We start from the raw sequence: 23968 nt of genomic DNA, 5'->3' as shown, positions 1-23968 counted from the left end.
CGTCAGCCACGCGCCCCCGTCGTTTCAAGCGCCGCAGTGCCAGCCGCCTCGTCCTCACTGGATTCATTTGCCCCGGCCAGATCACCAAGGATCGGGCAGTCGGTGCTTTCGTCACCAGCGCAGCGCGACATCAGATCGGTCAGCGACAGGCGCATCGCCTCGATCTCAGCGGCCTTGGCCTCAAGGCTGCGCAAATGCGCCTCGGCCAGCGCCTTGACCTGCGAACATTCACACTCTGCGTCACTGTCAAACGCAAGCAGCTTGCGGCAATCCTCGATCGCAAAGCCCAGCGCTCTGGCCCGGCTGAGAAACGCCAAAGTCTCAAGATCCGCCTCGCGGAAAGTGCGATAGCCATTGGCGGCGCGGTTGGGCGTGATCAGCCCAACCTCCTCATAATAACGGATCGTCTTTTTCGACACGCCGGACTGTGCGGCCACATCTCCGATATTCATTGGAACGGCCCTCCTATTGCGCCGATGCCATGACCGGGGCCACTGTGCCCCGCGCCGATAGCTTTTCATCCATCACCGGGGCAATCCGGCGCAATCTCAAGGCGTTGGTCAACACAAAGACCGAACTGAGCGCCATCGCCCCCGCCGCCAGCACCGGCGACAACAAGGTGCCAAAGGCCGGGTAAAGCACCCCCGCCGCCACCGGGATCAGCGCGACGTTATAGCCAAAGGCCCAGCCCAGGTTCTGACGGATGTTGCGCATGGTGCGATGCGACACTTCAAAGGCATTGACCACCCCGCGCAGATCGCCCGACATCAGCACCACATCCGCGCTTTCAATCGCCACATCGGTGCCGGTGCCAATGGCAATGCCAACATCCGCATGGGCCAGCGCGGGCGCATCATTGATGCCATCGCCGACAAAGGCCACCGGGCCGTAGCGGCGCAGATCGTCAAGCGCGGCCACCTTGCCATCGGGCAGAACACCGGCAATCACCTCGTCGATACCGATTTCCGCAGCAATCGCATCCGCCGTCGCCTGTTTGTCGCCGGTGATCATCGCCACTTTCAAACCCTGCGCATGCAAGGCCGCAATGGCGGCGCGACTGGCCGGTTTCACCGGATCGGACACGCCAATCACCGCCGCAATCCGCCCGTCGATGGCGGCAAACAGCGCGGTGCGGCCCTTGGCGGCCAGCGCCGCTTCGGTTTCGGCCAGATCGCCCAGATCGATGCCTTCGCGCGTCATCAACCGGTCAGCGCCCACCAGCACCTCGGCCCCGTTCACCATAGCCCGCACACCATAGCCGGTGGTCGAGGTGAACCCGGTCGCCTCGGCGGGCTGGATGCCCTCGGCCCCTGCCCCGCGCACAATGGCTTCGGCAATCGGATGCTCCGAGCGCGCCTCGACCGCCGCAATCTGCGCCAGCACATCGGCACGCACGAACCCTTCGGCCAGCACCAGATCGGTAAGCTCGGGGCGGCCCTCGGTCACGGTCCCGGTCTTGTCGAGCGCGACGACGCGGGTGCCAGACAGCTCTTGCAGCGCATCACCTTTGCGGAACAACACCCCCATTTCAGCGGCGCGTCCGGTGCCGACCATGATCGAGGTTGGCGTGGCCAGACCCATCGCACAGGGGCACGCAATAATCAGCACGGAAACCCCGGCCACCAGCGCATAGGTCAGCGCCGGATCAGGCCCGAGCACCAGCCAGACCAGCACCGTTATTGCCGCCAGCGCCATCACCGCCGGGACAAACCAAAGGGTGATCCGGTCGACCAGGCCCTGGATCGGCAGCTTGGCACCCTGTGCCTCTTCGACCATGCGGATGATCTGGGCCAGCGTAGTGTCGGCCCCAACCCGCGTGGCGCGAAACGTCAGACTGCCGGTGCCATTCACCGTCCCGCCGGTCACATCGCTGCCGATCGATTTGGTCACCGGAACCGGCTCGCCCGAGATCATGCTTTCATCAACGTGGCTGTCGCCCTCGGTCACTTCGCCATCAACGGCAATGCGTTCGCCCGGACGCACCACCACAAGATCGCCACTGCGCAGCGCATCAATGTTTACCTCAACCGGCACCCCATCGCGCAGCACATGTGCGGTCTGGGCCTGAAGCTGCAACAGCTTGCGGATCGCCGCCCCGGTGCGCCCCTTGGCGCGGGCCTCAAGCCAGCGACCGATCAGGATCAACACCACGATCACCGCCGCCGCCTCGAAATACACCGCGCGCACCGCTTCGGGCATCGCGCTTGGCAGGAAAGTCGCCACCAGCGAATAGCCATAGGCCGCACCAGTGCCCACCGCGACAAGGCTGTTCATGTCGGGCGCACCTTTCAGCAGCGCCGGAAAGCCTTTGAGGTAGAACTGCCGCCCCGGTCCGAACAAGACCGCAGTGGTCAGGACAAACTGGATCAGCCAACTGGCCTGACGCCCAATTGTGCCCTCGATCAACATATGCACCGCCGGGATAAGGTGGCTGCCCATCTCCATCAGGAACACCGGCAGCGCCAAAGCAGCGGCCAGCGCCACCCGGCGCGACAGGGCGCGCGCCTCTTCCTCCTTGCGGCTGGCGGTGTCTTGCGTCTTGCCCGCCTCGACGGGCGTGGCAGGATACCCCGCCTCCTCGGCCGCGCGCATCAGGTCTGCGGTGCTGGTGACCCCTTCAAGATAGGTCACAGTCGCGGTTTCAGAGGCGAGATTCACATTAACCTCGCGCACCCCCGGCACCGCGGCCAGCGCCTTGTCAACGCGCCCCACGCAAGAGGCACAGGACATCGACGCAATGTTGAACACCACCTTGGCGGTGCGCGCCGGATAGCCCAGGTCCGTCAGGGCCAAGGCCGCGCGGTCCATCGCCGCCGCGTCAGTCACAGTCAGACGCGCGCCTTCTGTGGCAAGGTTCACCGAGACATCAGTGACCCCCTCAAGGGCTGCCAATCCGCGCTCGACCCTGCCGACGCAGGATGCGCAGGTCATCCCTTCTACCAAGAGAGTTGCAGTTGTGTGCGTGGCCATCTCGACCTCCTGAAAAGCGTTACAGGGCAACAGATAGGGTTTCCAGTCACTGGAGGGTCAAGGGACAATTTCAAATTTTCTGCGCACGTCGTTGGGCGGCGGGTTCGCGCGGGGCGCAAACTGGCAGCCGTGCGGTTAAAAACCTTTACGCCCCGGCCCCTGTGGCGCAAAAACACATGACAGTTTCCGCCGGACCCAGCCAGAAAGACCGATGATGACCAACCCGCTTTATGACCGTCTGTTTGGCGCCCATGCCGGGAAAACCACGCCGTTCCTGCACCTGCCAAACGGCGAAACGCTCAGCCATCAGGATTTCCTCGCATCTGCCGCCCGACTGGCGCACGCGATGACCGACAGCGGCCTCAAACCCGGTGACAGGGTCGCGGCGCAGGTTGAGAAATCGCCGCAAGCGCTGGCGCTCTATGCCGCCTGCGCGCAGGCCGGTTTGGTGTTCCTCCCGCTCAACACTGCATATACTGTAGCCGAACTTGGCTATTTCATCGAAAACAGTGGTGCGGCGCTGATTGTCTGCGACGGGGCCAATTTTGCCAGCCTGCAAGAGCTTGGCCACCCCCTTGGCGCGCAGGTCGAGACGATGAACGCCGATGGCTCGGGCACCTTGGCGGACAAGGCCGCCGCCAAGCCAAACAGCTTTGACACCGTGGCGCGTGCGGGCAGCGATCTGGCGGCGTTCCTTTACACATCGGGCACCACCGGACGCTCGAAAGGCGCGATGCTGACGCAGGACAACCTGCTGTCCAACGCCGAAACTCTGGTGCGTGAATGGCGTTTCACGGACGAGGATGTACTGCTGCACGCGCTGCCGATCTTTCACACCCACGGGCTGTTTGTGGCCACCAATGTCGTGCTCGCTTCCGGTGCCAGCATGGTCTATCTGCCGAAATTCGATGTCGACGCCCTGCTTGCCCACCTGCCCCGCGCGACCACGCTGATGGGGGTGCCGACCTTCTATACCCGTCTGCTGAATGACGCCCGGTTCGACCGCGCCGCCACCGCACATATGCGGCTGTTCATCTCAGGCTCTGCGCCGCTTTTGGCCGAAACCCATGTGCAATTTGAAAGCCGCACCGGCCACCGTATTCTTGAGCGCTACGGCATGACCGAAACCAATATGAACACCTCAAACCCCTATTCCGGCGAGCGGCGCGCGGGCACCGTGGGGTTCCCGCTGCCCGGCGTCGAGCTGAAAATCACCGATGCCGAGAGTGGCAGCACCCTGCCCCAAGGCGAGATCGGCCTGATCGAGGTGCGCGGGCCCAACGTGTTCAAAGGCTATTGGCAGATGCCCGAGAAAACCGCCGCTGAACTGCGCACCGATGGGTTCTTTATCACCGGTGATCTTGGGCGGATCGATGCAGACGGCTATGTGCATATCGTTGGGCGCAACAAGGATCTGATCATTTCCGGCGGCTACAATATCTATCCCAAGGAAATCGAACTTGTGCTCGACAACCAGCCCGGCGTGCTGGAAAGCGCGGTGATTGGAGTGCCGCACCCGGATTTCGGCGAAACCGTGCTCGGCATTCTGGTCGCAGACCAAACCCGCGCGCCCAACCCAGAAGCGATCATGCAAACGGTGCAATCCGAGCTTGCCCGGTACAAACACCCGCAACGGCTTGTCATCCTCGACGCATTGCCGCGCAACACGATGGGCAAGGTGCAGAAAAACCTGCTGCGTGACCGGTTCGCGACGGAGTTTACTAGCTAATCCACGCGGCTTACCCCCGCTGGATGGTAAGCCGCGCCGAGACGCCCTTGGCGGAATCCTCAAACGACAGTCCGCCACCGTGCAACACCGCGATGGTTTCCACAATCGTTAGGCCAAGCCCGTAGCCGTCGATTGTTGTGGTGTTGTCGCCGCGCTGGAACGGGGCCATCAGCGCCTCGATGTCCTTGGCAGAATTTTCTGAGCCTTCGTCCTCGATCACAATCGTCGCCGTGCGCGCATCGGCCTCAAGCGCGACAGTGGCCCGGCGGCCGTATTTCAGCGCGTTCTCGATCAGATTGGTGATCGCCCGTTCCAGCGAGATTGGCCGCCCCATCACCGTGATGTCGCGGTCATGGGCCAGCACGCTGTGCCCGCGCCGCGACATGAACACCGATTGCCCGCCCTGCACGATAATATCGTCGCCCTGACGGAATTTGACCCCTTTGCCAACGTCTTGATAATCGGCCACCACCGCATCAATCAGTGAACTCAGCGACATCCGGCGCGGGATTTCGACGTTCATTTCCGCCCGCGTATAGGTGAGCACGCTTTCGATGATGCCGGTCATGCTGTCGATATCGGCCTCAAGCTTGCGCCGCAATTCGGGGTCTTCGATCAAGGCCGAGCGCAGCCGCAAACGGGTGGCCGGCGTCCCGAGATCATGGCTCACCCCGGACAACACCGCGGCGCGGCTGGCCAGTTGCTGACGCTCCATCTGTAGAAAGCTGTTCACCGCGTCGACGATTTCCTGCAACTCGTGCGGTCCGGGGATTTCATAGGCTTCCGGCCCGCCAATGCGGCGACGATTGCGCAGCTGCTCGGCAAAGTGGGTGAAATCGGACGACAGGTTAAGCACCACGGTCAACAGCCCACCAAGCGAGATCACGGCCAGGATCACCGCCAGCATGCGCAAGTCTCGGGGGGCCGCGTCGCAGTTCCAGACCGAGGCACCATCGACCCGCAGCCAAGGTTCGGCCCCCATGCGCACCACGACCACCGGATCGCTGCAATAGGACGCCACAAGGCGAAAGACTTCGCCGGTGGTTTCCGCCGCCGACCGCCCTTGGCGGCTGGTGAGCTCGGCCAAACGGTAGACCAGATCCTCCGAAAGGATCGCGATGGTAAAGGGCGCGCCGGTCGCGGTGTTGGCGGCGTCTTGCGACATCGGCACGATGGTCAGGCGCGCAGCACGCGGCGCGCTGGACAATTGGCGAAAGACGCCGGCCTCGGCGCGGGCAACGTCCTCAGCCGACAGCGGCAGAATGCGCACCCCATCCGAGGGGGCAGTGCCGTTCTGCACCGCGTTATACAGCGTGATCCCGGCGGCGTAGGCGCGGGCCCCATGCGCCTGCCAACTGGCGTTGGAATACAGCCAAAGCCCCACCGCCAACCCGCCCGACACAAAGGCCCCCAGCACCAGAAAACTGCCAATCACATCCAGGCGGCGCATCCGCCTCATGCCTCTGCTTCCGCGACATCGATGGCAAAGACATAGCCGACGCCCCGTTCGGTCCGCAGCAATTGCGGGTCTTTGGCGTTTACCTCGATCTTGGACCGCAGCCGCCCGACGAGCACATCAATGGCACGGCCCAGCGCCTCGCCGGTTTGCGCCGTTTCGCCGGTCACGTCGAGCGCGGCGGCAATCTCGTCTCGGGTCAGGGGAATATGCGGGTTGGCCAAAAGCACCTGCAACAGCGCGGTTTCGCGCCGCGACAGAGACACTTGCACCCCGGCGGGCGAGAGCACTTCGTTGCGCTTGGCGTCATAGCTCCACCCGGCAAAGGCAAACCTGCGGGTGTTGCGACGGTGCACCAAAGACGAGGACCGCCGCGCCCGCGACAGCACCGCCTTGACCCGCGCCAGTAGCAATTCGGGGTTGAACGGCTTGGCGATGTAATCGTCGGCCCCGACCGAATAGCCCTCCATCCGCTGATGATCCGCCGACAAGGCCGACACCATGATGATCGGCACATCCTGTTCGCGGCGCAGACGGCCACAAATCTCGATGCCGTTCTCATCGCCGAGCATCACATCGAGCAAGATCAAATCGACCCGCCCGCCCGCAAGGTGCGACCGCACTTCGGCCTCGGTCGCGGCGGGCAAGGCGATTGATCCGTTGCGCCGCAGGAACTGCGTCATCATCTGGCGCATGTCAGGATCGTCATCGACCACCAGTATTCGGGGAATCGTCACCGGCGCTCCTCCTCAGGTTGCGGCAGGCATGGGCCTTTCAGAGCCCTTGTTATGTAACTGCATGAAACAGAATCCAGCCTCAGGTAACAAGCTGTAACGTCCTGCCGCAATTTGTGCATGACCGCCGGGAATAGCCGCCATGAGCCGATTGCATGGACAGCCAGATAAGCTCAGTGTCGCTGGCACAATATCCGCATTTGCGGTGTTTTCATGGGAGGAAACCAAATGAAATCGTATGTAATGGGCGCAGTCTCTGGTCTGGCAATGGTCGCGGCAAGCGCGGTCGTCGCAGAGCCGACAGCCGAAGTTCTGCACTACTGGACATCCGGTGGCGAAGCCAAATCTGTTGCGGTCCTGCAAAAGGAATTCGCGGATAACGGTGGCACCTGGACGGATATGCCCGTGGCTGGCGGCGGCGGCGACGCGGCAATGACAGCCCTGCGGGCCCGCGTGCTTTCGGGCAACGCACCGACCGCGGTTCAGCTCAAAGGCCCGGCGATTCAGGAATGGTACGAAGAAGGCGTTCTGGCCGATATCTCTGCTGTTGCCGAAGCCAACGATTGGGCCTCGGTTCTGCCGACCTCGATCGCGGACCACATGAAATGCGAAGGCACCTGGTGCGCGGCACCGGTCAACGTGCACCGCGTCGACTGGATCTGGGCCAACGCCGAAGTCCTGAGCGCCAATGGCATCGACATGCCGACAACCTGGGATGAGTTCAACGCCGCCGCCGAAAAGCTGCAAGCCGCTGGCATCATCCCCCTCGCCCACGGCGGTCAGTCCTGGCAGGACGCGACTGTTTTCGAAGCCGTGGCGCTTGGCATCCTCGGGGCCGATGGCTTCCGCAAGGCGTTTGTCGATCTCGACACCGAGACCCTGAACTCGGACGAAATGGTTGCCGTGTTTGACCAGATGCGCATCATGCGCGGCTTTGTCGACACCAACTTCTCGGGCCGTGACTGGAACCTGGCGACAGCGATGGTGATGAACGGCGAAGCGGCGTTCCAGATCATGGGCGACTGGGCCAAAGGCGAATTCATGGCGGCTGGCAAAGTGCCGGGCGAAGACTTCCTCTGCGCGTCGGTGCCGGGCGATGGCTTCCTCTACAACGTTGACAGCTTTGCGATGTTCGACGTGGACGGCGACGACAAGAAAGCCGGTCAGGAACTGCTGGCCAAACTGGTTGTCGGTCAGAACTTCCAGAAGGTGTTCAACCTCAACAAAGGCTCGATCCCCGCGCGCACCGATGTGTCGCTTGATGAATTCGACTCTTGCGCACTGTTGTCGGCCAAAGACATGGCCGCCAGCTCTGAAGGCGGTTCGCTGCTGCCAAGCTATGCCCACGGTATGGCCCTTCGCGGCGCACAGGCCGGCGCAATCACCGATGTCGTGACCGCGCACTTCAACTCGGACATGTCCTCGGCGGATGCCGTCAAGATGCTGTCTGACGCAATCGCAAACAGCATGTAAACGCCAGCCCTGCCCCCCAGCTTTCACCGGCTTTATTGGGGGGCGGGGCCACCTTTGGAGACTTATCCAATGCTTAAGTGGCTTGAAGAAAACACGCCCAAGCTCGTTCTGGCCCCCTCGTTCATCGCAGTTTTGGTTTTCGTCTACGGCTTTATCGCCTGGACAGCCTGGGTTTCGCTGACACGCTCGCGCCTGCTTCCCAAATATGAAATCGAAGGCACCATCCAATATGAGCGGCTGCTCGCATCGCCGCGCTGGGACACGGCTTTCAGCAACCTTTTTGTTTTCGGCATTTTGTTCATCGTGATCGCAATGGTGCTTGGCCTCGTGCTGGCCATTCTGCTTGATCAAAACATCCGCACCGAAGGCGCGATCCGCACGATTTACCTCTACCCGATGGCCCTGTCGATGATCGTCACCGGCACCGCGTGGAAATGGATCCTCAACCCCGGTCTCGGGCTCGAGGCGATGGTGCGCGGCTGGGGGTTTGAGAATTTCACCTTCGACTGGTTGGTGAACCCCGACATGGCGATTTATACCATCGTTTTGGCGGCGATCTGGCAAAGCTCTGGCTTTGTGATGGCGCTGTTCTTGGCGGGCCTGCGCTCGGTCGATGGCGAGATCATCAAAGCGGCCCAGGTTGACGGCATCCCGACATGGCGAGTTTATACCGCGATCATCATTCCGGCGATGGCCCCGATCTTTCTGTCGGCTTTCATCGTGCTGTCGCACCTTGCCATCAAGAGCTTTGACCTTGTCATCGCGCTGACGGGCGGCGGGCCCGGCTATGCCACCGATTTGCCTGCAACCTACATGTACGCGATGGCGTTTTCGCGCGGCGATATCGGTCAGGCGGCAAGTTCCGCAATGGTCATGATGTTGGTCGTCTTTGCGATCGTGGTTCCCTATCTCTATTCAGAATTGAGGTCCAAAGATGGCTGATCTTTCAGTTACGCAGGCCCCGAGCGAAAGCCAGGCCGGCAAGATCGCGCTCCGTTGGCTGCTTTATATCACCTTGGGTATCTTCGCCCTGTTCTATCTGATGCCGCTGTTCGTGATGATCACCACATCGTTGAAAAGCCTCGATGAAATCCGCACCGGCGATCTTATCTCACTGCCGCGCGATGTGACGTTTGACGCCTGGCGCACCGCGTGGTCCACCGCCTGTACCGGTATCCAATGTGAAGGCGTGCGGCCCTATTTCTGGAACTCGGTGCTGATTGCGATCCCGGCTGTGGCGATCTCGACTTTGGTTGGCGCGCTGAACGGCTATGTCGTGGCACAGTGGAAATTCCGCGGCGCAAACCTGTTCTTTTCGCTGATGTTGTTTGGCTGTTTCATCCCGTTTCAGGTGGTTCTGCTGCCGATGGCGCGGATGCTGGGGCTGATGGGCATGGCGGGCACCATTCCGGGGCTGATCTTTGTTCACGTCATCTATGGTCTGGGCTTCACCACGTTGTTCTTTCGCAATTACTACGTGTCGATCCCGTCTGAGCTGACCAAGGCGGCCAAGGTGGATGGCGCAGGCTTCTTCCGCATCTTCTGGTCGATCTTCCTGCCGCTGTCGCTGCCGATCATCGTTGTGACCGTCATCTGGCAGTTCACCCAGATCTGGAACGACTTCCTGTTTGGGGTCTCGTTCAGCCAGGCCGGCACCCAGCCGGTGACAGTCGCGCTCAACAATATCGTCAACTCGACCACAGGCGTCAAAGCCTACAACGTGGATATGGCCGCCGCGATCATCGCAGGTTTGCCCACCCTCTTTGTTTATGTCGTCGCCGGTAAATATTTCGTCCGCGGTCTGACCGCCGGATCCGTGAAAGGATAACACAAATGGCTCCGATCCTTGAAATCAACAACCTGTTCAAGAGCTATGGCACCACCGAAATCCTCAAGGATATCAACGTGTCGATCGAACAGGGTGACTTCCTTGTGCTGGTTGGCCCATCGGGCTGTGGCAAGTCGACCCTGCTGAACTGCATCGCCGGTCTCGAACCTATTTCGGGCGGCGAGATGCACATCGGCGGGCGTGACGTGGCCAATGTCAGCCCCAAAGACCGCGACATCGCGATGGTGTTCCAGTCCTATGCGCTTTACCCGACGATGACCGTCGCCAAGAACATCACCTTCGGCATGAAGGTGCGCGGCATCGACCAGGCCACCCAGGACAAGAAACTGGCCCATGTGGCACAGCAATTGCAGATCGAGCCGTTGCTGCATCGCAAACCCGGCCAGTTGTCGGGCGGCCAGCGTCAGCGGGTGGCGATGGGCCGTGCGCTGGTGCGCGATCCCAAGCTATTCTTGTTCGACGAACCGCTGTCCAACCTTGATGCCAAGCTGCGCGTCGAGATGCGCACCGAGATCAAGTCGCTGCACCAGCGGCTTGGGGCGTCGATGGTCTATGTGACCCACGACCAGATCGAAGCGATGACGCTGGCGACCAAGATTGTGGTGATGAAAGGCGGCGTGATCCAGCAGATCGGCACCCCGGCCGAGATCTACAACCGCCCCGCCAACCTGTTTGTTGCGGATTTCATGGGCAGCCCGGCGATGAACCTGATCCCGGCCAAAGCGCGGGCCAATGGCACCGGCACCAGCATTGAAATCGCGCGCAGAGACGGCGCGCCGATGGTTCTGAACGATACCAAGAACCTCAGCTTGCCCGAAGATGTCATCATCGGGGTGCGCCCGGAAAACATCGCAGACGCTGCGGCGCAGACCGGCACCAATGGGCAAGAGGCCGATTGCGTGATCGACATCGTTGAACCGGCGGGCGCCGATACCTTTGCGGTGCTGGAACTGGGCGGCAAACATGTCACCGCCCGGCTGCACGCGGAAACCTCGGCAGCGCCGGGGGTGGCCCAGCGTCTGGCCTTTGATCTTGGCAAGGTGTCGTATTTCGCACCTGACACCGGGCTGCGCCTGAACTGAGGGCCTGCCTCAGCCGCTCTGATCCCGACGCGCGCCTTGCGAAAGGCGCGCGTTAACCGTTTATATCCGGCAGCGCGCGGGCGAGGTTGGACAAACCCGGAGCCAGCGGAAACAGCTCGGCCTGAAGCGCGTGATAGATATCGCCTTTACCGGGAAATTGCCACTCGGTTGGTTTGCCCTCGGCGTCGATCTCGTGGAACCAGCCGCCCCTGTCATGATCGACGAAATGCGCGTCGGCAAACTGCCAGAGCCTGCGATACCAGACCTCATCCGCCGGGTTCCGCTCGAGCTTGATAAAGGCCGCCAGCACGCCAATCGCCTCGGTCACCGGCCACCAATAGCGATCCTCGATCGCCGGGGTGCCATCGAAATCAAGCGTATAGACAAAGCCGCCGCGCGTTTGGTCCCATGCATCGGAGAGCGCCTGTTCCATCACCCGCCTTGCGGTTTCGGGGGCGGTGGCGTCCTTGCGCCCGCTCAGATCCCAATGTTGCAGCAAAAGCCGTGCCAATTCAAAGGAATGCCCCGGCGTGGTGCCCGCGGGGCGGAACATCGGATTGCTGGAATAGCCGCGATCAACCTGCCAATCGGCGGTGTAATGCTCGGGCAACCGCCAGTCAAAGGCAGGCGCGATTTGGCCCAGAAAGAAGGTGAGAATGCGCCCGGCCCGGTCGAGATAGACCTCGCGGTCGGTCGCCTCAAACGCGGTCAACAGCGCCTCGACGCTGTGCATGTTGGCGTTCATGCCGCGATAGGTGGAAAACGGCGTCCAATCGCGGTTCCATTCATCCGCGAACAGACCGCGCTCTTCCTCCCAGAAATGCTGGTCGAGCACGGCGCTGACATCCTCGATCAGCGCATCGGCATCGGGGTGCCCGGCCATCTTGGCGCTGGCCCCGGCCAAAAGCGTGAACACATGGCCATACGCCAGTTTGCGCCCGTCGTGCACCGCGTCGCCATCGCGTGCCCAAAGGTATCCGCCGTGATCTTTGTCATGGTGGTGACTTTTCAGATAGGCCATGCCGTGATCAATGATCGCGTCACACTCCGCGCCCCCGGCCAGTTTGCCAAGCGTGAAGGAATGCACCAAACGCGTCGTGGTGTGCAACTCTTGCACCTCGCCGGCCATTGGCGCGCCGTCATGGCCCAGAATGTAAAACCCGCCCTCGGGCCGTGCACTTGCGCGAAAGAACTCTAGCTGGCGCAGCGCGTCCTGCGCCAACCAGCGCCGGTGGGTGTCGTCCTCAAGCCAGAACGGCCCGGGGGTTTCAGAGGCGAGCGGTTGGGTCTTGGTCATGGGAGGGGGCGGTCCATTTGTGTGAGGCAATCTTGGCTGTCGCGCGATTTAGCACGAAATATTGCACGACATCAAAGACGTAAAGCCGCCAGGGACGAGGTTTCGACCTTGGTGCCCTTTCGATTGCTCCTCCGGATCGACCATAACGCCGGTGTCCCCACCCTAATCGCGCCGAACATCGATTTTTAGAAACGTCTGGATCGTAGTCGCAAACTGCCCGCCATCAGGCAGCAGCCCGATCCATCAATGGATCGGTACCGATCTGTTGACAGATCGGCCTGGCGTCTAGCCGCAACCGACTACAAATTTAGGATCTCGCGCGCCTGTTGAAATAGCGGTTCCGGCCGTGTGTCCTGCCAGCGATGCGTCCCACCAATTAGGGGCAGGACGGTCTCTGCAGGGTTGGGTACAACGCGCTCGTCGACACACACGCAATCTCGATACCGTCTACCCTGCCCCATCTGACCGGCGTGATCATCTCCCCCAGCGCTCGCCTAATCCTGCAATGGCGCACCCAAAGCGGCGGCCATGCGGGCGATGGCGGCGGGCTGCGGCGCGGTTTGGGTCAGATAGTTCGACCCCGAATACCCCCACCAATCCCAGCACCCGTTCGGATTGCCGCCAAACCAGTTGTACCACGGCGTCGGGATCCGCACGGCTTGGGGATAAAGCACAACGATCCGGTTCGCCTCGGCCCATGCGTTGAACCCGGTCGTCCTGGCATAAGTCTCGCCAATGTACTGCTGGCCCTGCTTGCAGCCATGTATGGCGATGTGCAAACGACAGCTTTCCCCCGCCGCACAGACCTCGGGGATATAGGCAAACCCGACCGCGCCCATCCCCTTGGCCCCGTCGGTATACTGCGCCTGATCGAACACCAAAAATCCGGCATCCCGCACAGGTTTCGACGGGGAAAGCGGGCCATAGATCTGGGTCAGGATGTCGCCCGCCTGATCAATATCGCAATCGTTCAGGAAATCCGGCGCGGTGTCGGCGCAGGTCAAGCTGCCTTGTTCAGTGATAAAGGCGTGGCCGGCCTCCACCGATGTCACATAGGTGAGGTTTTCCGCTGCCACCCCAAGCATGTCATAGGTCTCGGCCAGCGCATCCATCGTGGCCCGCGCCACGGTATCGTCGGCCTTGCCGTGAAACAGATACAGCCGGTCATCCGCCACCCCGGCCAGCGGATCGATGCTGCCTTCTGCGGCTCTGGCCTCCATCGCGCTGAACGAACGGCGCGGGCTGGCGTTGACAAAAATCGGGGCCATACAGACATTCAGCGCGCGCCACAGCGAACGGTCGGCACAGTCAAAAGGCCCGCCCGCCACGATGCCCGCGCCCGAGATGCCAGCCGAAAAGGCCACCTGAAGTTGCACCGCCATAAACGCCCCGCTCGACAGGCCCGAAACGCTTGTCGCGCCTGGTTCGAGGGTGAGCGCAGGCAGCGGCTCGGCCCCTGCAACGCTGGCGGACAACACCAAAGGGGCGGCGGCAAAAAGCCAATGTGTCATGATCAATGAACTCCTGAAAACAGAGCGAAATGGGGGGCTCTGGGCGGAAAATGAAATAAACGCTGAGCATTATGCTAGTGCAGCATTTGCAAAGCCGCCACGCAAAATGCCACTTTAAGCTGATTTCATGCAGACGGCGCACTCAAAGCGGGCGATCCCTACACTTTGCGCGCCGCTTTGTACCCCACGCGCTGCGCCGAGGTTTCGCTTTGAAATACTTCCGGCGTCTGCGACGCACTGCGCCGCAGGCGCAGGCCGTACCGCAACCAGATGCGCCACGGCCCCGACGCCCTCACTCCAGCGTCAAATCGCTGATTGAACCCGAGATGCGCCCTTTGGTATCGTCACTGTCTGCCGACACTGCCAAGCCCAAGAGCGCGCCAGGGGCCGTGCCAAAGGCCCGGCGAAAATCTTTCGCTAGATCAACACGTTCGCGGTGGTCTCCCGTCCCGGATGGGCGTAGCACCACGGTCTTGAGGCGTGGCGAATAGGGGCTGGGCAAGACATTGCCGCGCTGGTGCGCGCCGCCCCAGACGTAAATCAGCGCTCGGGCGCTGTCTTCGCGCAGAATGGCGCGGGCGCTGCGGGTTTTAAGAGCCTCTGCGCGGGCCGGATCGACAAAGATGAAATACAGCGCAAGGTTCCGGTCATCGCTGCCTTTGCGCGTCAGGTCGGTGGCGGCCACGCCATTTGTGACCCCCCAACGCCAGCTTGCACCACCGGTCTGGCGGGCATCCTCGCCCACGGGCCGCCACAGCAGCGATACGGTGCCGTCCGACGTCACCCCAAGTTTGCGCCCCTGAAGGCTGTAATCATTGGAAAACAGACGCAAAAAGCCCTGTTCTTTCCAGTTTGCGTCAAAGGGCACCGGCCCCGCCGTCGCCGCCTGTGCGGCCAGAAAACCCGCCATAAGGACTGGGAGGGCCCATCGCATTTTGTTCATTCCGTCGATCCTTGCCAAGTCTGTGCCTGCACCGGCCCGGCCAAATGCGGCCCCTTCGACACGCCGCTGCCGTCGATAAAAGTCTAGCGTGTCAGCGACAAAGATCGAGCCATGGCCCCCCGCCTGCGGCGCACGCGCGGTCACAATGTCGGCAGAAGGAACGCGAGGCTGAGCACAACAATCAGCGCGCCACCGGTGACATGCAGCAACCCGGCAGACATCTGAAGGGTGCGGCTGTCACCCGATTGCGCCAAACGGCGGGCAAAAACGCCAGAGGTGGCGACCCCCGCGTTGAACACCGCCGTGCCCAGACCCATCGCAAAGGTGGCGACGATGCCGACCCAGAGAATCTCAAGCCGCGCAGCAATCACCAGCAGGAACAGCGCGCCAGTGCAGGGCCGGATCGCGATGCTGACCACAAGCGCGACGCTGTCACGCCAGGTTTTCAGCGCTTCGATGTCGGACACCGACGGGCCATGCGCGTGGCCGCACTGGGAGTGATCATGGGGATGGTCATGGGGATGGTCGTGCGTAGGGTCGTGCCCTTGCGGCGCAGAAGGCAGCAGAATGCGCACCCCCCGCCAGACAATCACGCCGCCGATCGCCACGAACAACCCATAGCTCAGCGGGCGCAGCCAAGCCTCGGCCAGATCGACCGCATCGCTGCCCGACAGGATCTTGAGCCCGCTGACAAGGGCCACGACCAGCAGGATCGCGCTCAAAGCCTGCGCCAGCCCCGACACCAGCGACAGCACCACCATCCGCCGCCATGTCGCGGCCGATGCGACAGCAGTGGCCCCGAGCAAAATCTTGCCGTGCCCCGGCCCCGCGGCATGCACCAACCCATAGGAAAACGTCGCGAGGCTCAGCGATGCCAAGGCGCGCGGATCGCCGTTTTGCGCCGCGCGCAGCCCGCTCGCCATCGTGTTCTGAAACGCGCGCTGGGTCTCAGCGGTCCACGTCAGGATCGCGGGCCAGTTGAGGTACAGCCCCGCCCCGGCAACCGCCAAAAGCCCGAGCGCCAGGATCAGCCGTTGCCACATGTCACCACCACACGATCCGCAAACTGGGCCCCGACATTGCTGTCAGCCGGGCTTTCCTCGCGGCTGAGTTTGGCCAAAGCCTGCTGCATTTCCGCAGTCTTTTCCGAGGCTTTGAACGGATCGCGCGTGGCCGAACACAGATCGCCGCTGCCGGTGATCTTGCTGTCTTCGGTCAGGCTGAAATCAAAGAAATACGTCCGTTCATAAAACGCCGCCGTCAGCGCGCGCCCGTCCATCGGCAGAGGCACATCAAGCGTGCGGGTAAACGTCAGCGCCAGCCGCTCGCCCCTCATCTGCGCCGTGAGATCACTGGGCCAGCCAAGCGCGACCGGCTCTGCCCCGATGCTCAGATGCGCGGAGCCATCAAAATCTGCCGGAAAATCCGACAGGTTGGCTTCGACAATCTGGCGTTCTTCGTCTGTAAATCCGTCCGGCCCCGAGGGCGTGACGTCCATTTCAGACAGCATATAAAGCGTCTCGAACGGGTCATAAATCCAGGTGACGGTGATCCCTTGCAGGTTGGCAGTCCCGTCAAAGGCAAAGTCGATGCCGCCGTCGATAAAGACATGCGGGTGTGCACCAAGCGGCAAAACCATTGCAAAGACCCCAAGCGTGGCCGACAAAAGCGCACGGCGCGCGGCGCGCAGGTGCCGCATGCAAACGGTTGTTGCGCAACGGCTGCCAGTGCCGCGCCGCCTTGCGATAGATTTCTGACTTTCATGCGCCAACATGGTCGGATCTCCGAAGTGTCGTGTCAATTTGCCTTCAAACACCGGATTGCGCGCGGGCGCAATGGCGGGGCGCTCCGGCCATCGGCGGAGATTTTCGCATTGACCCTTCCCGGCGGGATTGTCCCTGCAAATCGGGGCCATCTGGCGTTCACAGATAACCGAGATGAACCAAGCTGCGCGCCCAGCCAACGCCATGCCGTCTTGCGGAGGCAGCCCGCCATAGCAGAGTGACGGGCACCAAAGACGCGATGCCCTGGATGCCCGCCGCCAATATCAGTTTTGTTTTTCGCGGGTCTCAGCCACCTGTTTCACCAGCACATCGCTTTCCACGAAACCGGGGATCAGCGCATCGCCGATCACAAACGACGGCGTGCCGGAAAAACCAAGCGTCCGGGTCAGCTCCATCGAGGTGTCGATGTGTTCCGACACGTCCGGCGCCTCCATATCGATGCGCAGCTGATCGATATTAAGCCCCACGTCACGCGCGATCCGCAGCACGCTGGCCTCTTCGGCGCGGCCTTGCATCCCCATCATCGCCACGTGAAATTCTTCGTATTTGCCCTGCTTGCGCGCGGCCAGTGCGGCGCGGGCGGCAAAGACGCTGCCATCGCCGAGAATCGGCCATTCGCGATAAACCAGCCGCACATTCTTGTCCTGCGCGATCAAGGCATCCACCTCGGGCATGGCGCGCCGGCAATAGGGGCAATTGTAATCAAAGAATTCCACCACGGTCACGTCCCCCTCGGGATTGCCAAGCACCGGGGCATTTGGGTCGTTGTTCAGCTTGTCGCCCATCGACCCAAGCGCGGTGGCGGCGGCGGCATTCTGTTGGTCTTGATTTTGCTGCTCAAGCAGGCGCACAGCCTCCATCACGATGCCGGGGTTTTCCAGAATGGCCTCATAGACCAGTTCCTTGATCCGCGCGTCTGACAGCTCTTGGGCCGATACGGCAAGCGGCGCGAGGGCGAAGGCCAGAACGGCCGGGGTAAGTAGGGATTTCAGCATCGTCACTTCTCTTTCGATTGGGCGTGATAGTTTCGGCACGCGAAGGCGCGCTTATCCGCATGTGGGCGGCCTGCGGCAAAGGGTTGGGCGCGCGCATTGCTCCCCTTCTTTGCCGGATTAACCTTGACGTTCGATTAACATCTGACGCGCGCCGGGGCGTGTATCATTTTGTAATTGCTGTGTTCGCTTCATCGCCGGGCTTCGCCACTGGCCCCTGCGACAGCGGCAGCGCAATCTGCGCCCGCAACCCGCCTGTCGCCCGGTTGAGCAGCCTCAGATTGCCGCCATGGGCCAGCACGATGCTGCGGGCGATGGACAGGCCCAGGCCGGTGCCGCCGGTGTCGCGTGACCGGCTCTGCTCTAGCCGCACGTAGGGTTCAAAAACGTGGTCAAGTTGATCGGCGGGAATGCCCGGCCCGATATCGTCAATCGTGATCCAGATCCAACCGTCCCGCGCCGTCCAGGCCACATCGGCCTGCGTGCCATAGCGCCGCGCGTTGTCGATCAGGTTGCGCAGGGCGCGGGTCATCGCCTGCGGGCGCACCATCACCGTAAGGTCATCGCGCGGGGCCACCGACACCGGGCCGCCCCGCGCACTGCGTGCGATCAGGTCTGACAGGGCAATCGGCGTCACCTCTTCCTGTGCGCCAACACCGCGCGCATAGGCCAGCGTCGCTTCGACCATATCCGACATTTCCTCGACCGAGCGGCCCAAAGCCTCGCGGGTTTCGGCATCGTCGACCATCTCGGACTGCACCCGCATCACCGTCAGCGGCGAGCGCAGATCATGCGCCAAAGCCGCCAGCATCAAGGTCCGGTCGGCCACGAAGCGGCTCAGCCGGTCCTGCATGATGTTGAACGACTGGGTTAACGCCCGCACCTCGCGCGGGCCGCTGGGCACCAGATCCGGCACGTTTTCGCCGCGGCCCAGCCTGTCGGTGGCCGCGGTCAGCGCCGTCAGGGGCCGCGTCAGGCGCGCAATCACAAACCAAAAGATCGCGGCCACAACCAGCCCCGCGGTGATCACAAAAGAGGTCACCGAACTGGCGCGCACCTGCCAGGGCGGACGCTCGAACCGTGTGGCGACATTAAGCCAATTGCCCCCGGTCAGCGCGATTGAAATCTCGAGTTCGACCGCCGCCAAAGTGCCGCGCATCATGTCGGCGTGCACGGCGGCAAGCTCGGGGGTGAGGTTGGGGACCGGCAGAACTGTGCCAGCGATTTCATGCACTTCCACCCGGATCGCCCGGCTGAAGCTGTCGCCCATCAGCGCCCTGATCCGCAAGGCGACCAGCTCATCAGCGTGGTGTTCGCCATCGGCCACATGGGCCTCAGTGCTCAGTTCAAAGGTCACCAACGGCGAATTTGCCGCCGTCACGATCCGGTCATGCAAACTGACTGGCGCGGTTTCGATCAGCCGCGCCACATTGGCCGCGCGCCCCGCCGCCTCGGCCCCGAGCGCGGCCTGCACCGCAAGCGAGCGTTCGTCGGCAAACAGCCACAGGCTTAGCCCCTGCCCGGCCACAACCGCCGCCAGCACCAACAGGACAACCTGCGTGCGCATCCGCCAGCCCGGCGTCGTCACGGCGCGATCTCGACATCGCTGGTCAGGGAATAGCCACCGTTGCGGATGGTGGCGATGATCCGGGGGCGCAGCACATCCGGCTCGATCTTCTTGCGCAGGCGGCTGATCTGGTTGTCGATGGTGCGGTCCATCGGCCCAGCCACCCGGCCGGTGCTTTTCATCAGCAGATCATCCCGGCTCAGCACCTCGCGCGCGTGGATAATCAAGATGCACAGCAATTTGGCCTCGCCCGAGGTCAATATCTCGTGGCGGCCATCCTCGGCGCGGATCTGGCGGGCATCCACGTCATAGACCACCCCGCCAAACGACACCGTCTTGCCGGCAAGACTGTCGGTCGCCTCGGCGCGTTTGCCAGCCCGGCGCAGGATCGCCTGAATGCGTACCAAAAGCTCGCGCGGGCTAAAGGGTTTGGACAGGTAGTCATCGGCCCCGCTGCCAAATCCGGTCACCAGATCGTCTTCGCCATCCAGCGCGGTCAGCATCAGGATCGGAATATCGCTGCTGTCGCGCAGGCGTTTGCAGGCGCTCACGCCATCCTCGCCCGGCATCATCACATCCAGAACGATCAAATCGAAAGTCGCGCCCGCAAGCAGGCTGTCCATCTCGGCGGTATCCGCCGCCATGCTGGCCTGAAATCCGTTGCGCTCAAGATAGCGCGCAACCGATTGGCGGATGTCACGGTGATCGTCGACCACAAGTATATTGGGCAGGGTTTCCATGCTGGGCGTTTACAGCAAATTTCGGGCGCTGACTGCTGTGGTTTTGTCGCGGATTGTAACCGGCGCAGCGTTGGAGTGACCGCCCCTGCGGGGGTGCATTTGCGGCCAAGCCAAGGGTCAGGCCGCGTTCTGCTTGGGATAAAGGTACACGCGGGCACCCACCTCAACCCGTTTGTACAGGTCTTTGACGTGGTCATTGGTCAGCCGGGCGCAGCCGTTCGACACCGCAGAGCCGATGGTCTGGGGCGCATTGGTGCCGTGGATGCGCAGATAGGTGTCACGGCCCGCATCGTCATACAGATAAAGCGCGCGGGCACCCAACGGGTTGTTTGGCCCGCCTTTCATGCCGTCTTTGTATTTGGCATATTTGCCGGGCTCGCGCCGGATCATCGCATTGGTTGGCCGCCACCACGGCCATTCTGCCTTGCGCTCAACCGTGAAGGTCCCCGCCTCGTACAGCCCCTTGCGGCCAACGCCGACGCCGTATCGGATGGCGATCCCGTTTTCGAGCATAAAGAACAGGTAGAAATCATCCGGCACCACATGCACATCACCAGCAAGCCAATCCTTGCGCCGGGTGTTTACCAGCTGCGGCACATACTTTTCCGGCATCTGAAATTTATGCGCCAGCGCCGCGCCGGGCAGCGCACAGGTGGCAAGAGTGGTGGACAGGAAGGTGCGGCGGGAAAACTGGGTCACTCGATAGGCTCCGTAACTTGGGTCACATGGTGGGGCGCAACCCGATACACAGCCCACGAGGGGCGCGCTTGCAACGCTGCCGGGCCGGCACCATGTGTCTTACTGCTGCCTTTGCCCAGATAATGGCAAGATAGTTGACATAAGTTTAAAGCGTATAGCCCGAGTTTGTCGTAATTTGTATCAAAGTTGCACTTAATCACTGCGTCCCCCCTCGCGTGAATTGCCAACGCGATTTTCCTACTGCACATTGCGCGATGCTTGCCTATGGACCGGGTGCGGGCCCCCTTTCGCCTGCCTGATTTTGCCTCATAGGAGACAAGGCCATTCTGATCCGGATAAGCCTTTTGATTGCTTTTGGTCTGCTGTTTGTCATTGCGGCCTTCCCCGAGCTTGTCGGGTTAGACAGCGTATTGCCCGAACGCGCCGACATGCGCCGCTGGATTGATGCGGCCGGCGCGCTGGGGCCGGTGCTTGTGGTGGCGCTGATGACGCTGGCGGTGGTGGCCAGCCCCCTGCCCTCGGCCCCGATTGCGATGGTGGCTGGGGCGGCCTATGGCAATGCGTTTGGCACGGTTCTGGTGGTGCTGGGCGCGGAAATGGGTGCGCTGATCGCCTTTGGTCTGGCGCGTTGGCTTGGGCGGCCCTTTGTCGAGCGTCACTTCGGTAAGAACGTCGGGGCCAGCCTGCTCGGATCGCAAAATACGCTGACGTTTCTGGTGTTTGGCAGTCGGCTTCTGCCCTTCGTGTCGTTCGATATGATCAGCTATGTCGCGGGGCTGAGCACACTGCATCTGTGGCGGTTTGCGCTTGCCACCTTTGCCGGGATCATCCCGGCGAGCTTTGTGCTGGTCTACCTTGGCCATGAGGCGATGACGGGCGACGCCGGTGCCGCCACCTGGACCGCGATCCTTTTGGGCGGCTTTACCGCCGTGTCCGTGGCCTATGCTGTTTTGCGCAAAAAGCGCGGTTCGGATGGCAAGTGACACACGCGCACAGGATGCGTGGAACCTTTGAAACCGTCGGGTGTTGAGCCACCAGCGGGGCCGGACTGTCGGCCCCGTTGGCGTGGGAACGTCCGGGCCATCTGTGCGGTGCCGGGCTGCGACCGCGTCGCAACATCGGATAAAGCGGAAACGCCGGGAACGAGGGCTATGCAGGACGCAACACAGATACCCGTCACCGACCGGCAGAGCGCTTGGGCGCCACAAGACCGACCGGACAACGCCACCAAACCCGCGCGCAGTGTCGAAGTGTTGCTGAACGTGACATCCGGGCGCGGCACCGAGGGCCCGAGTGTCGACGACCTGCGGACTTGGTTGTCCGAAGCGGGGCTTGAGGCCTCAATCACCACGCTGAACTCCAAGGACGACATCGCCAGTAAAGCGCGACAGGCCACCGACAACGGCGCCGAGGTTGTTGTGGTTGCAGGCGGTGACGGGACGATCAATGGCGTGGCCTCGGGGCTGGTCGGCACCTCCGCCGCGATGGGCATCATCCCCTTCGGAACATTCAATTATTTCGCCCGCTCGCTTGGCATCCCCGAGGACCCGCAAGAGGCGATTGCTGTCATTGCAAACGACCGCCGGCAGATGCTTAAGCTTGGCAAGATCAACGACAAGCTGTTCCTTAACAACGCCAGCCTCGGGCTGTATCCGCTGATTTTGCGGCGGCGTGAGACGGTGTACAAACGCTGGGGCCGCAGCCGGATTGCCGCCTATTGGACGCTGCTCGCTGGCATCCTGCGCCCGCCCCGCCCGCTCACGCTCAAGATCACCGCCGATGGCGAGGTGCACGACATCCGCACGCCGCTGGCCTTTGTCTGCAGCAATGCCTACCAGCTGCGGCAATTCGGCGGCGACGGGGCCGACTGTGTCGAGACCGGCAAGCTCGCGCTCTTGCTGGCGCAGGACACCAGCGGCCCGATGCTGTTTGTGCAGGTGGTGAAAATGGCGCTGGGCTTTGCGGTGCGCAACCGCGACTTCCGGCTGATCTGTGCCAAGGACATTCGGATCACCGCCCAACGCAAATCGCTGCTGGTGGCGCGCGATGGCGAACGGGATCAGATTGCCGGACCGTTTCATCTGTGGATGCAGACCGACGCGCTGCAAGTGATCGCGCCACCGCAGGATGTGGACAAGCGCTGATGAAGCGGTTGGTCCACCTCTCCGATCTGCACTTTGGCCGCGACCGGCCAGAGTTGATGCGCCCCCTGCTTGCCAAGGTCAACGGGCTGGCCCCCGATCTCGTGGCCATCTCCGGCGATCTGACCCAACGCGCGCGCGCCTCGCAATTCCGCGCGGCGCGCGCGTTTATTGATGCGATCGACGCGCCGGTGCTGGTGGTGCCGGGCAACCATGACACGCCGCTGTACAACGTGGTGGAACGGCTGGTGCGGCCCTTCGCCAAGTACCGCAAATACATCAATCGCAACCTCAATCCGGTGGTCCACACGCCCGAGGCCACCGTTCTGGGGATCAACACGGTCGATCCTTTGGCGGTGCAGCGCGGCTGGTTCAGCTGGAATGACATCCGCCGGGTGAAGCGCGGCTTTGCCGAGACTTCGCCGGGGGCATTGCGCATCGCCGTGCTGCATCACCCGCTGCAACACCGCCCCGGCGACACCAAGACCTTGATGCGCGGCGCCGCCGGAGCGATCCATACGCTCGGCGCGGCGGGCACCGATATCGTGCTGTCGGGCCATCTGCACAGTTGGCGCGCCGAAACCTTTGTCGAGCTGGATGACACCCGCGCCGTATTGCAGGTCCATGCCGGGACCGGCCTGTCGAACCGGGTGCGCGGAGAGCCGAATGATTTCAATCTCTTGCTCCTGCGGGGCAGCGAGGTGCAGGTTGACCGCTTTGCCGCAGGCGCCGCTGCGCGCGATTTCGAGCACATCCAGTCCGCGACCTTTCTTCAGGCCGCGAATGGCTGGCGGCTGAAAGCTGGCGATCCACAGGTTCAACCAGAGTAGCGCACGCGGCGGGCTACACGAGGGGCGCAAGGATCGCAGCGACTTGCCCATCCGACCGTGTCTTGACCGGGCCGCCCCGTACAGATGCCAGCGCGGTGGCGATATTTTGGATTGGCAATGCAATCTGGCGCGCTACGTGACCGATTATGAATTCAAACGGCCAGACGCCGG

Annotated in this window: 21 protein-coding genes; 8 read left to right on the top strand and 13 right to left on the bottom strand. The window is 62.4% G+C overall.

What is annotated here, in order from left to right; genetic code table 11:
- Positions 1-2 precede the first annotated feature (2 nt).
- Together ACW9UO_RS01735 and ACW9UO_RS01730 are read right to left on the bottom strand one after the other, a co-directional pair.
- Entirely contained in the window at positions 3-452 is a 450-nt protein-coding gene (locus ACW9UO_RS01735; RefSeq protein WP_457087308.1) for a MerR family transcriptional regulator, read from the bottom strand.
- A 13-nt stretch (positions 453-465) separates the two neighbouring features.
- Positions 466-2970: a heavy metal translocating P-type ATPase gene (locus ACW9UO_RS01730; RefSeq protein ID WP_457087307.1), complete on the bottom strand. Its 2505-nt coding sequence runs from the start codon at positions 2968-2970 to the stop codon at positions 466-468.
- Between the two features lie 214 nt (positions 2971-3184).
- Here ACW9UO_RS01730 and ACW9UO_RS01725 point away from each other — a divergent pair, with 214 nt between their 5' ends.
- Positions 3185-4699 carry a malonate--CoA ligase gene (locus ACW9UO_RS01725; RefSeq protein WP_457088585.1) on the top strand — a complete coding sequence of 505 codons (1515 nt, stop codon included), beginning with the start codon at positions 3185-3187 and terminating at the stop codon, positions 4697-4699.
- A gap of 10 nt (positions 4700-4709) precedes the next feature.
- Here the strand turns inward: ACW9UO_RS01725 and ACW9UO_RS01720 are convergent, their stop codons facing one another.
- Together ACW9UO_RS01720 and ACW9UO_RS01715 are read right to left on the bottom strand one after the other, a co-directional pair.
- On the bottom strand, positions 4710-6149 hold the full coding sequence (locus ACW9UO_RS01720; protein WP_457087306.1) for a sensor histidine kinase: 1440 nt from the start codon (positions 6147-6149) through the stop codon (positions 4710-4712).
- A 5-nt stretch (positions 6150-6154) separates the two neighbouring features.
- Entirely contained in the window at positions 6155-6892 is a 738-nt protein-coding gene (locus ACW9UO_RS01715; RefSeq protein ID WP_457087305.1) for a response regulator transcription factor, read from the bottom strand.
- Positions 6893-7117: 225 nt separating this feature from the next.
- Here ACW9UO_RS01715 and ACW9UO_RS01710 point away from each other — a divergent pair, with 225 nt between their 5' ends.
- The 4 genes from ACW9UO_RS01710 to ACW9UO_RS01695 all read left to right on the top strand — a co-directional run bounded on the left by ACW9UO_RS01710 (position 7118) and on the right by ACW9UO_RS01695 (position 11293).
- Complete coding sequence (locus ACW9UO_RS01710) at positions 7118-8362, top strand: ABC transporter substrate-binding protein (RefSeq protein ID WP_457087304.1); 1245 nt, start codon at positions 7118-7120, stop codon at positions 8360-8362.
- 69 nt (positions 8363-8431) lie between these two features.
- A complete protein-coding gene (locus ACW9UO_RS01705; protein ID WP_457087303.1) occupies positions 8432-9304 on the top strand; it encodes a carbohydrate ABC transporter permease in 873 nt (290 codons plus the stop codon).
- Positions 9297-10190, top strand: coding sequence for a carbohydrate ABC transporter permease (locus ACW9UO_RS01700; RefSeq protein ID WP_457087302.1), 894 nt, complete (start codon positions 9297-9299; stop codon positions 10188-10190). Before ACW9UO_RS01705 ends, ACW9UO_RS01700 begins: the two co-directional genes overlap by 8 nt.
- 5 nt (positions 10191-10195) lie before the next feature.
- Positions 10196-11293, top strand: a complete 1098-nt coding sequence (locus ACW9UO_RS01695) for an ABC transporter ATP-binding protein (RefSeq protein WP_457087301.1) — start codon at positions 10196-10198, stop codon at positions 11291-11293.
- Positions 11294-11345: 52 nt separating this feature from the next.
- Here ACW9UO_RS01695 and ACW9UO_RS01690 read toward each other — a convergent pair whose 3' ends face one another.
- From ACW9UO_RS01690 to ACW9UO_RS01650, 9 genes are all read right to left on the bottom strand, one after another.
- Positions 11346-12590: an AGE family epimerase/isomerase gene (locus tag ACW9UO_RS01690; RefSeq protein ID WP_457087300.1), complete on the bottom strand. Its 1245-nt coding sequence runs from the start codon at positions 12588-12590 to the stop codon at positions 11346-11348.
- A 494-nt stretch (positions 12591-13084) separates the two neighbouring features.
- The gene (locus tag ACW9UO_RS01685) at positions 13085-14101 is read right to left on the bottom strand and encodes an extracellular catalytic domain type 2 short-chain-length polyhydroxyalkanoate depolymerase (RefSeq protein ID WP_457087299.1); all 1017 of its coding nucleotides are present in this window, start codon (positions 14099-14101) and stop codon (positions 13085-13087) included.
- Between the two features lie 292 nt (positions 14102-14393).
- On the bottom strand, positions 14394-15011 hold the full coding sequence (locus ACW9UO_RS01680) for a DUF3047 domain-containing protein (protein ID WP_457087298.1): 618 nt from the start codon (positions 15009-15011) through the stop codon (positions 14394-14396).
- Positions 15012-15184: 173 nt separating this feature from the next.
- The gene (locus tag ACW9UO_RS01675; RefSeq protein WP_457087297.1) at positions 15185-16087 is read right to left on the bottom strand and encodes a nickel/cobalt transporter; all 903 of its coding nucleotides are present in this window, start codon (positions 16085-16087) and stop codon (positions 15185-15187) included.
- Positions 16072-16743 (bottom strand): DUF1007 family protein, encoded by a 672-nt coding sequence (locus tag ACW9UO_RS01670; RefSeq protein WP_457087296.1) that lies wholly within the window; start codon positions 16741-16743, stop codon positions 16072-16074. Before ACW9UO_RS01670 ends, ACW9UO_RS01675 begins: the two co-directional genes overlap by 16 nt.
- Positions 16744-17091: 348 nt before the next feature.
- A complete protein-coding gene (locus tag ACW9UO_RS01665; RefSeq protein WP_457087295.1) occupies positions 17092-17823 on the bottom strand; it encodes a DsbA family protein in 732 nt (243 codons plus the stop codon).
- Between the two features lie 163 nt (positions 17824-17986).
- Entirely contained in the window at positions 17987-19408 is a 1422-nt protein-coding gene (locus ACW9UO_RS01660) for an ATP-binding protein (RefSeq protein ID WP_457087294.1), read from the bottom strand.
- Positions 19405-20127 carry a response regulator gene (locus tag ACW9UO_RS01655; protein WP_457087293.1) on the bottom strand — a complete coding sequence of 241 codons (723 nt, stop codon included), beginning with the start codon at positions 20125-20127 and terminating at the stop codon, positions 19405-19407. The genes ACW9UO_RS01660 and ACW9UO_RS01655 overlap by 4 nt, the downstream gene beginning before the upstream one ends.
- A 117-nt stretch (positions 20128-20244) precedes the next feature.
- A complete protein-coding gene (locus tag ACW9UO_RS01650) occupies positions 20245-20826 on the bottom strand; it encodes a L,D-transpeptidase (RefSeq protein WP_457087292.1) in 582 nt (193 codons plus the stop codon).
- Between the two features lie 323 nt (positions 20827-21149).
- On the opposite strand from ACW9UO_RS01650, the gene ACW9UO_RS01645 reads away from it, so the two are divergent.
- The 3 genes from ACW9UO_RS01645 (at position 21150) to ACW9UO_RS01635 (ending at position 23797) form a co-directional block, all read left to right on the top strand.
- Positions 21150-21809 (top strand): TVP38/TMEM64 family protein, encoded by a 660-nt coding sequence (locus ACW9UO_RS01645; RefSeq protein ID WP_457088584.1) that lies wholly within the window; start codon positions 21150-21152, stop codon positions 21807-21809.
- 168 nt (positions 21810-21977) lie between these two features.
- Positions 21978-22970, top strand: coding sequence for a diacylglycerol/lipid kinase family protein (locus tag ACW9UO_RS01640; protein ID WP_457087291.1), 993 nt, complete (start codon positions 21978-21980; stop codon positions 22968-22970).
- Positions 22970-23797, top strand: coding sequence for a metallophosphoesterase family protein (locus tag ACW9UO_RS01635; protein ID WP_457087290.1), 828 nt, complete (start codon positions 22970-22972; stop codon positions 23795-23797). Before ACW9UO_RS01640 ends, ACW9UO_RS01635 begins: the two co-directional genes overlap by 1 nt.
- The last annotated feature ends 171 nt before the right edge of the window (positions 23798-23968 follow it).

It is taken from the genome of Marinovum sedimenti (genome assembly GCF_054052205.1).
The sequence above is the reverse complement of the archived record's forward strand: the minus strand, read 5'-3'. Positions and strand labels throughout refer to the sequence as shown.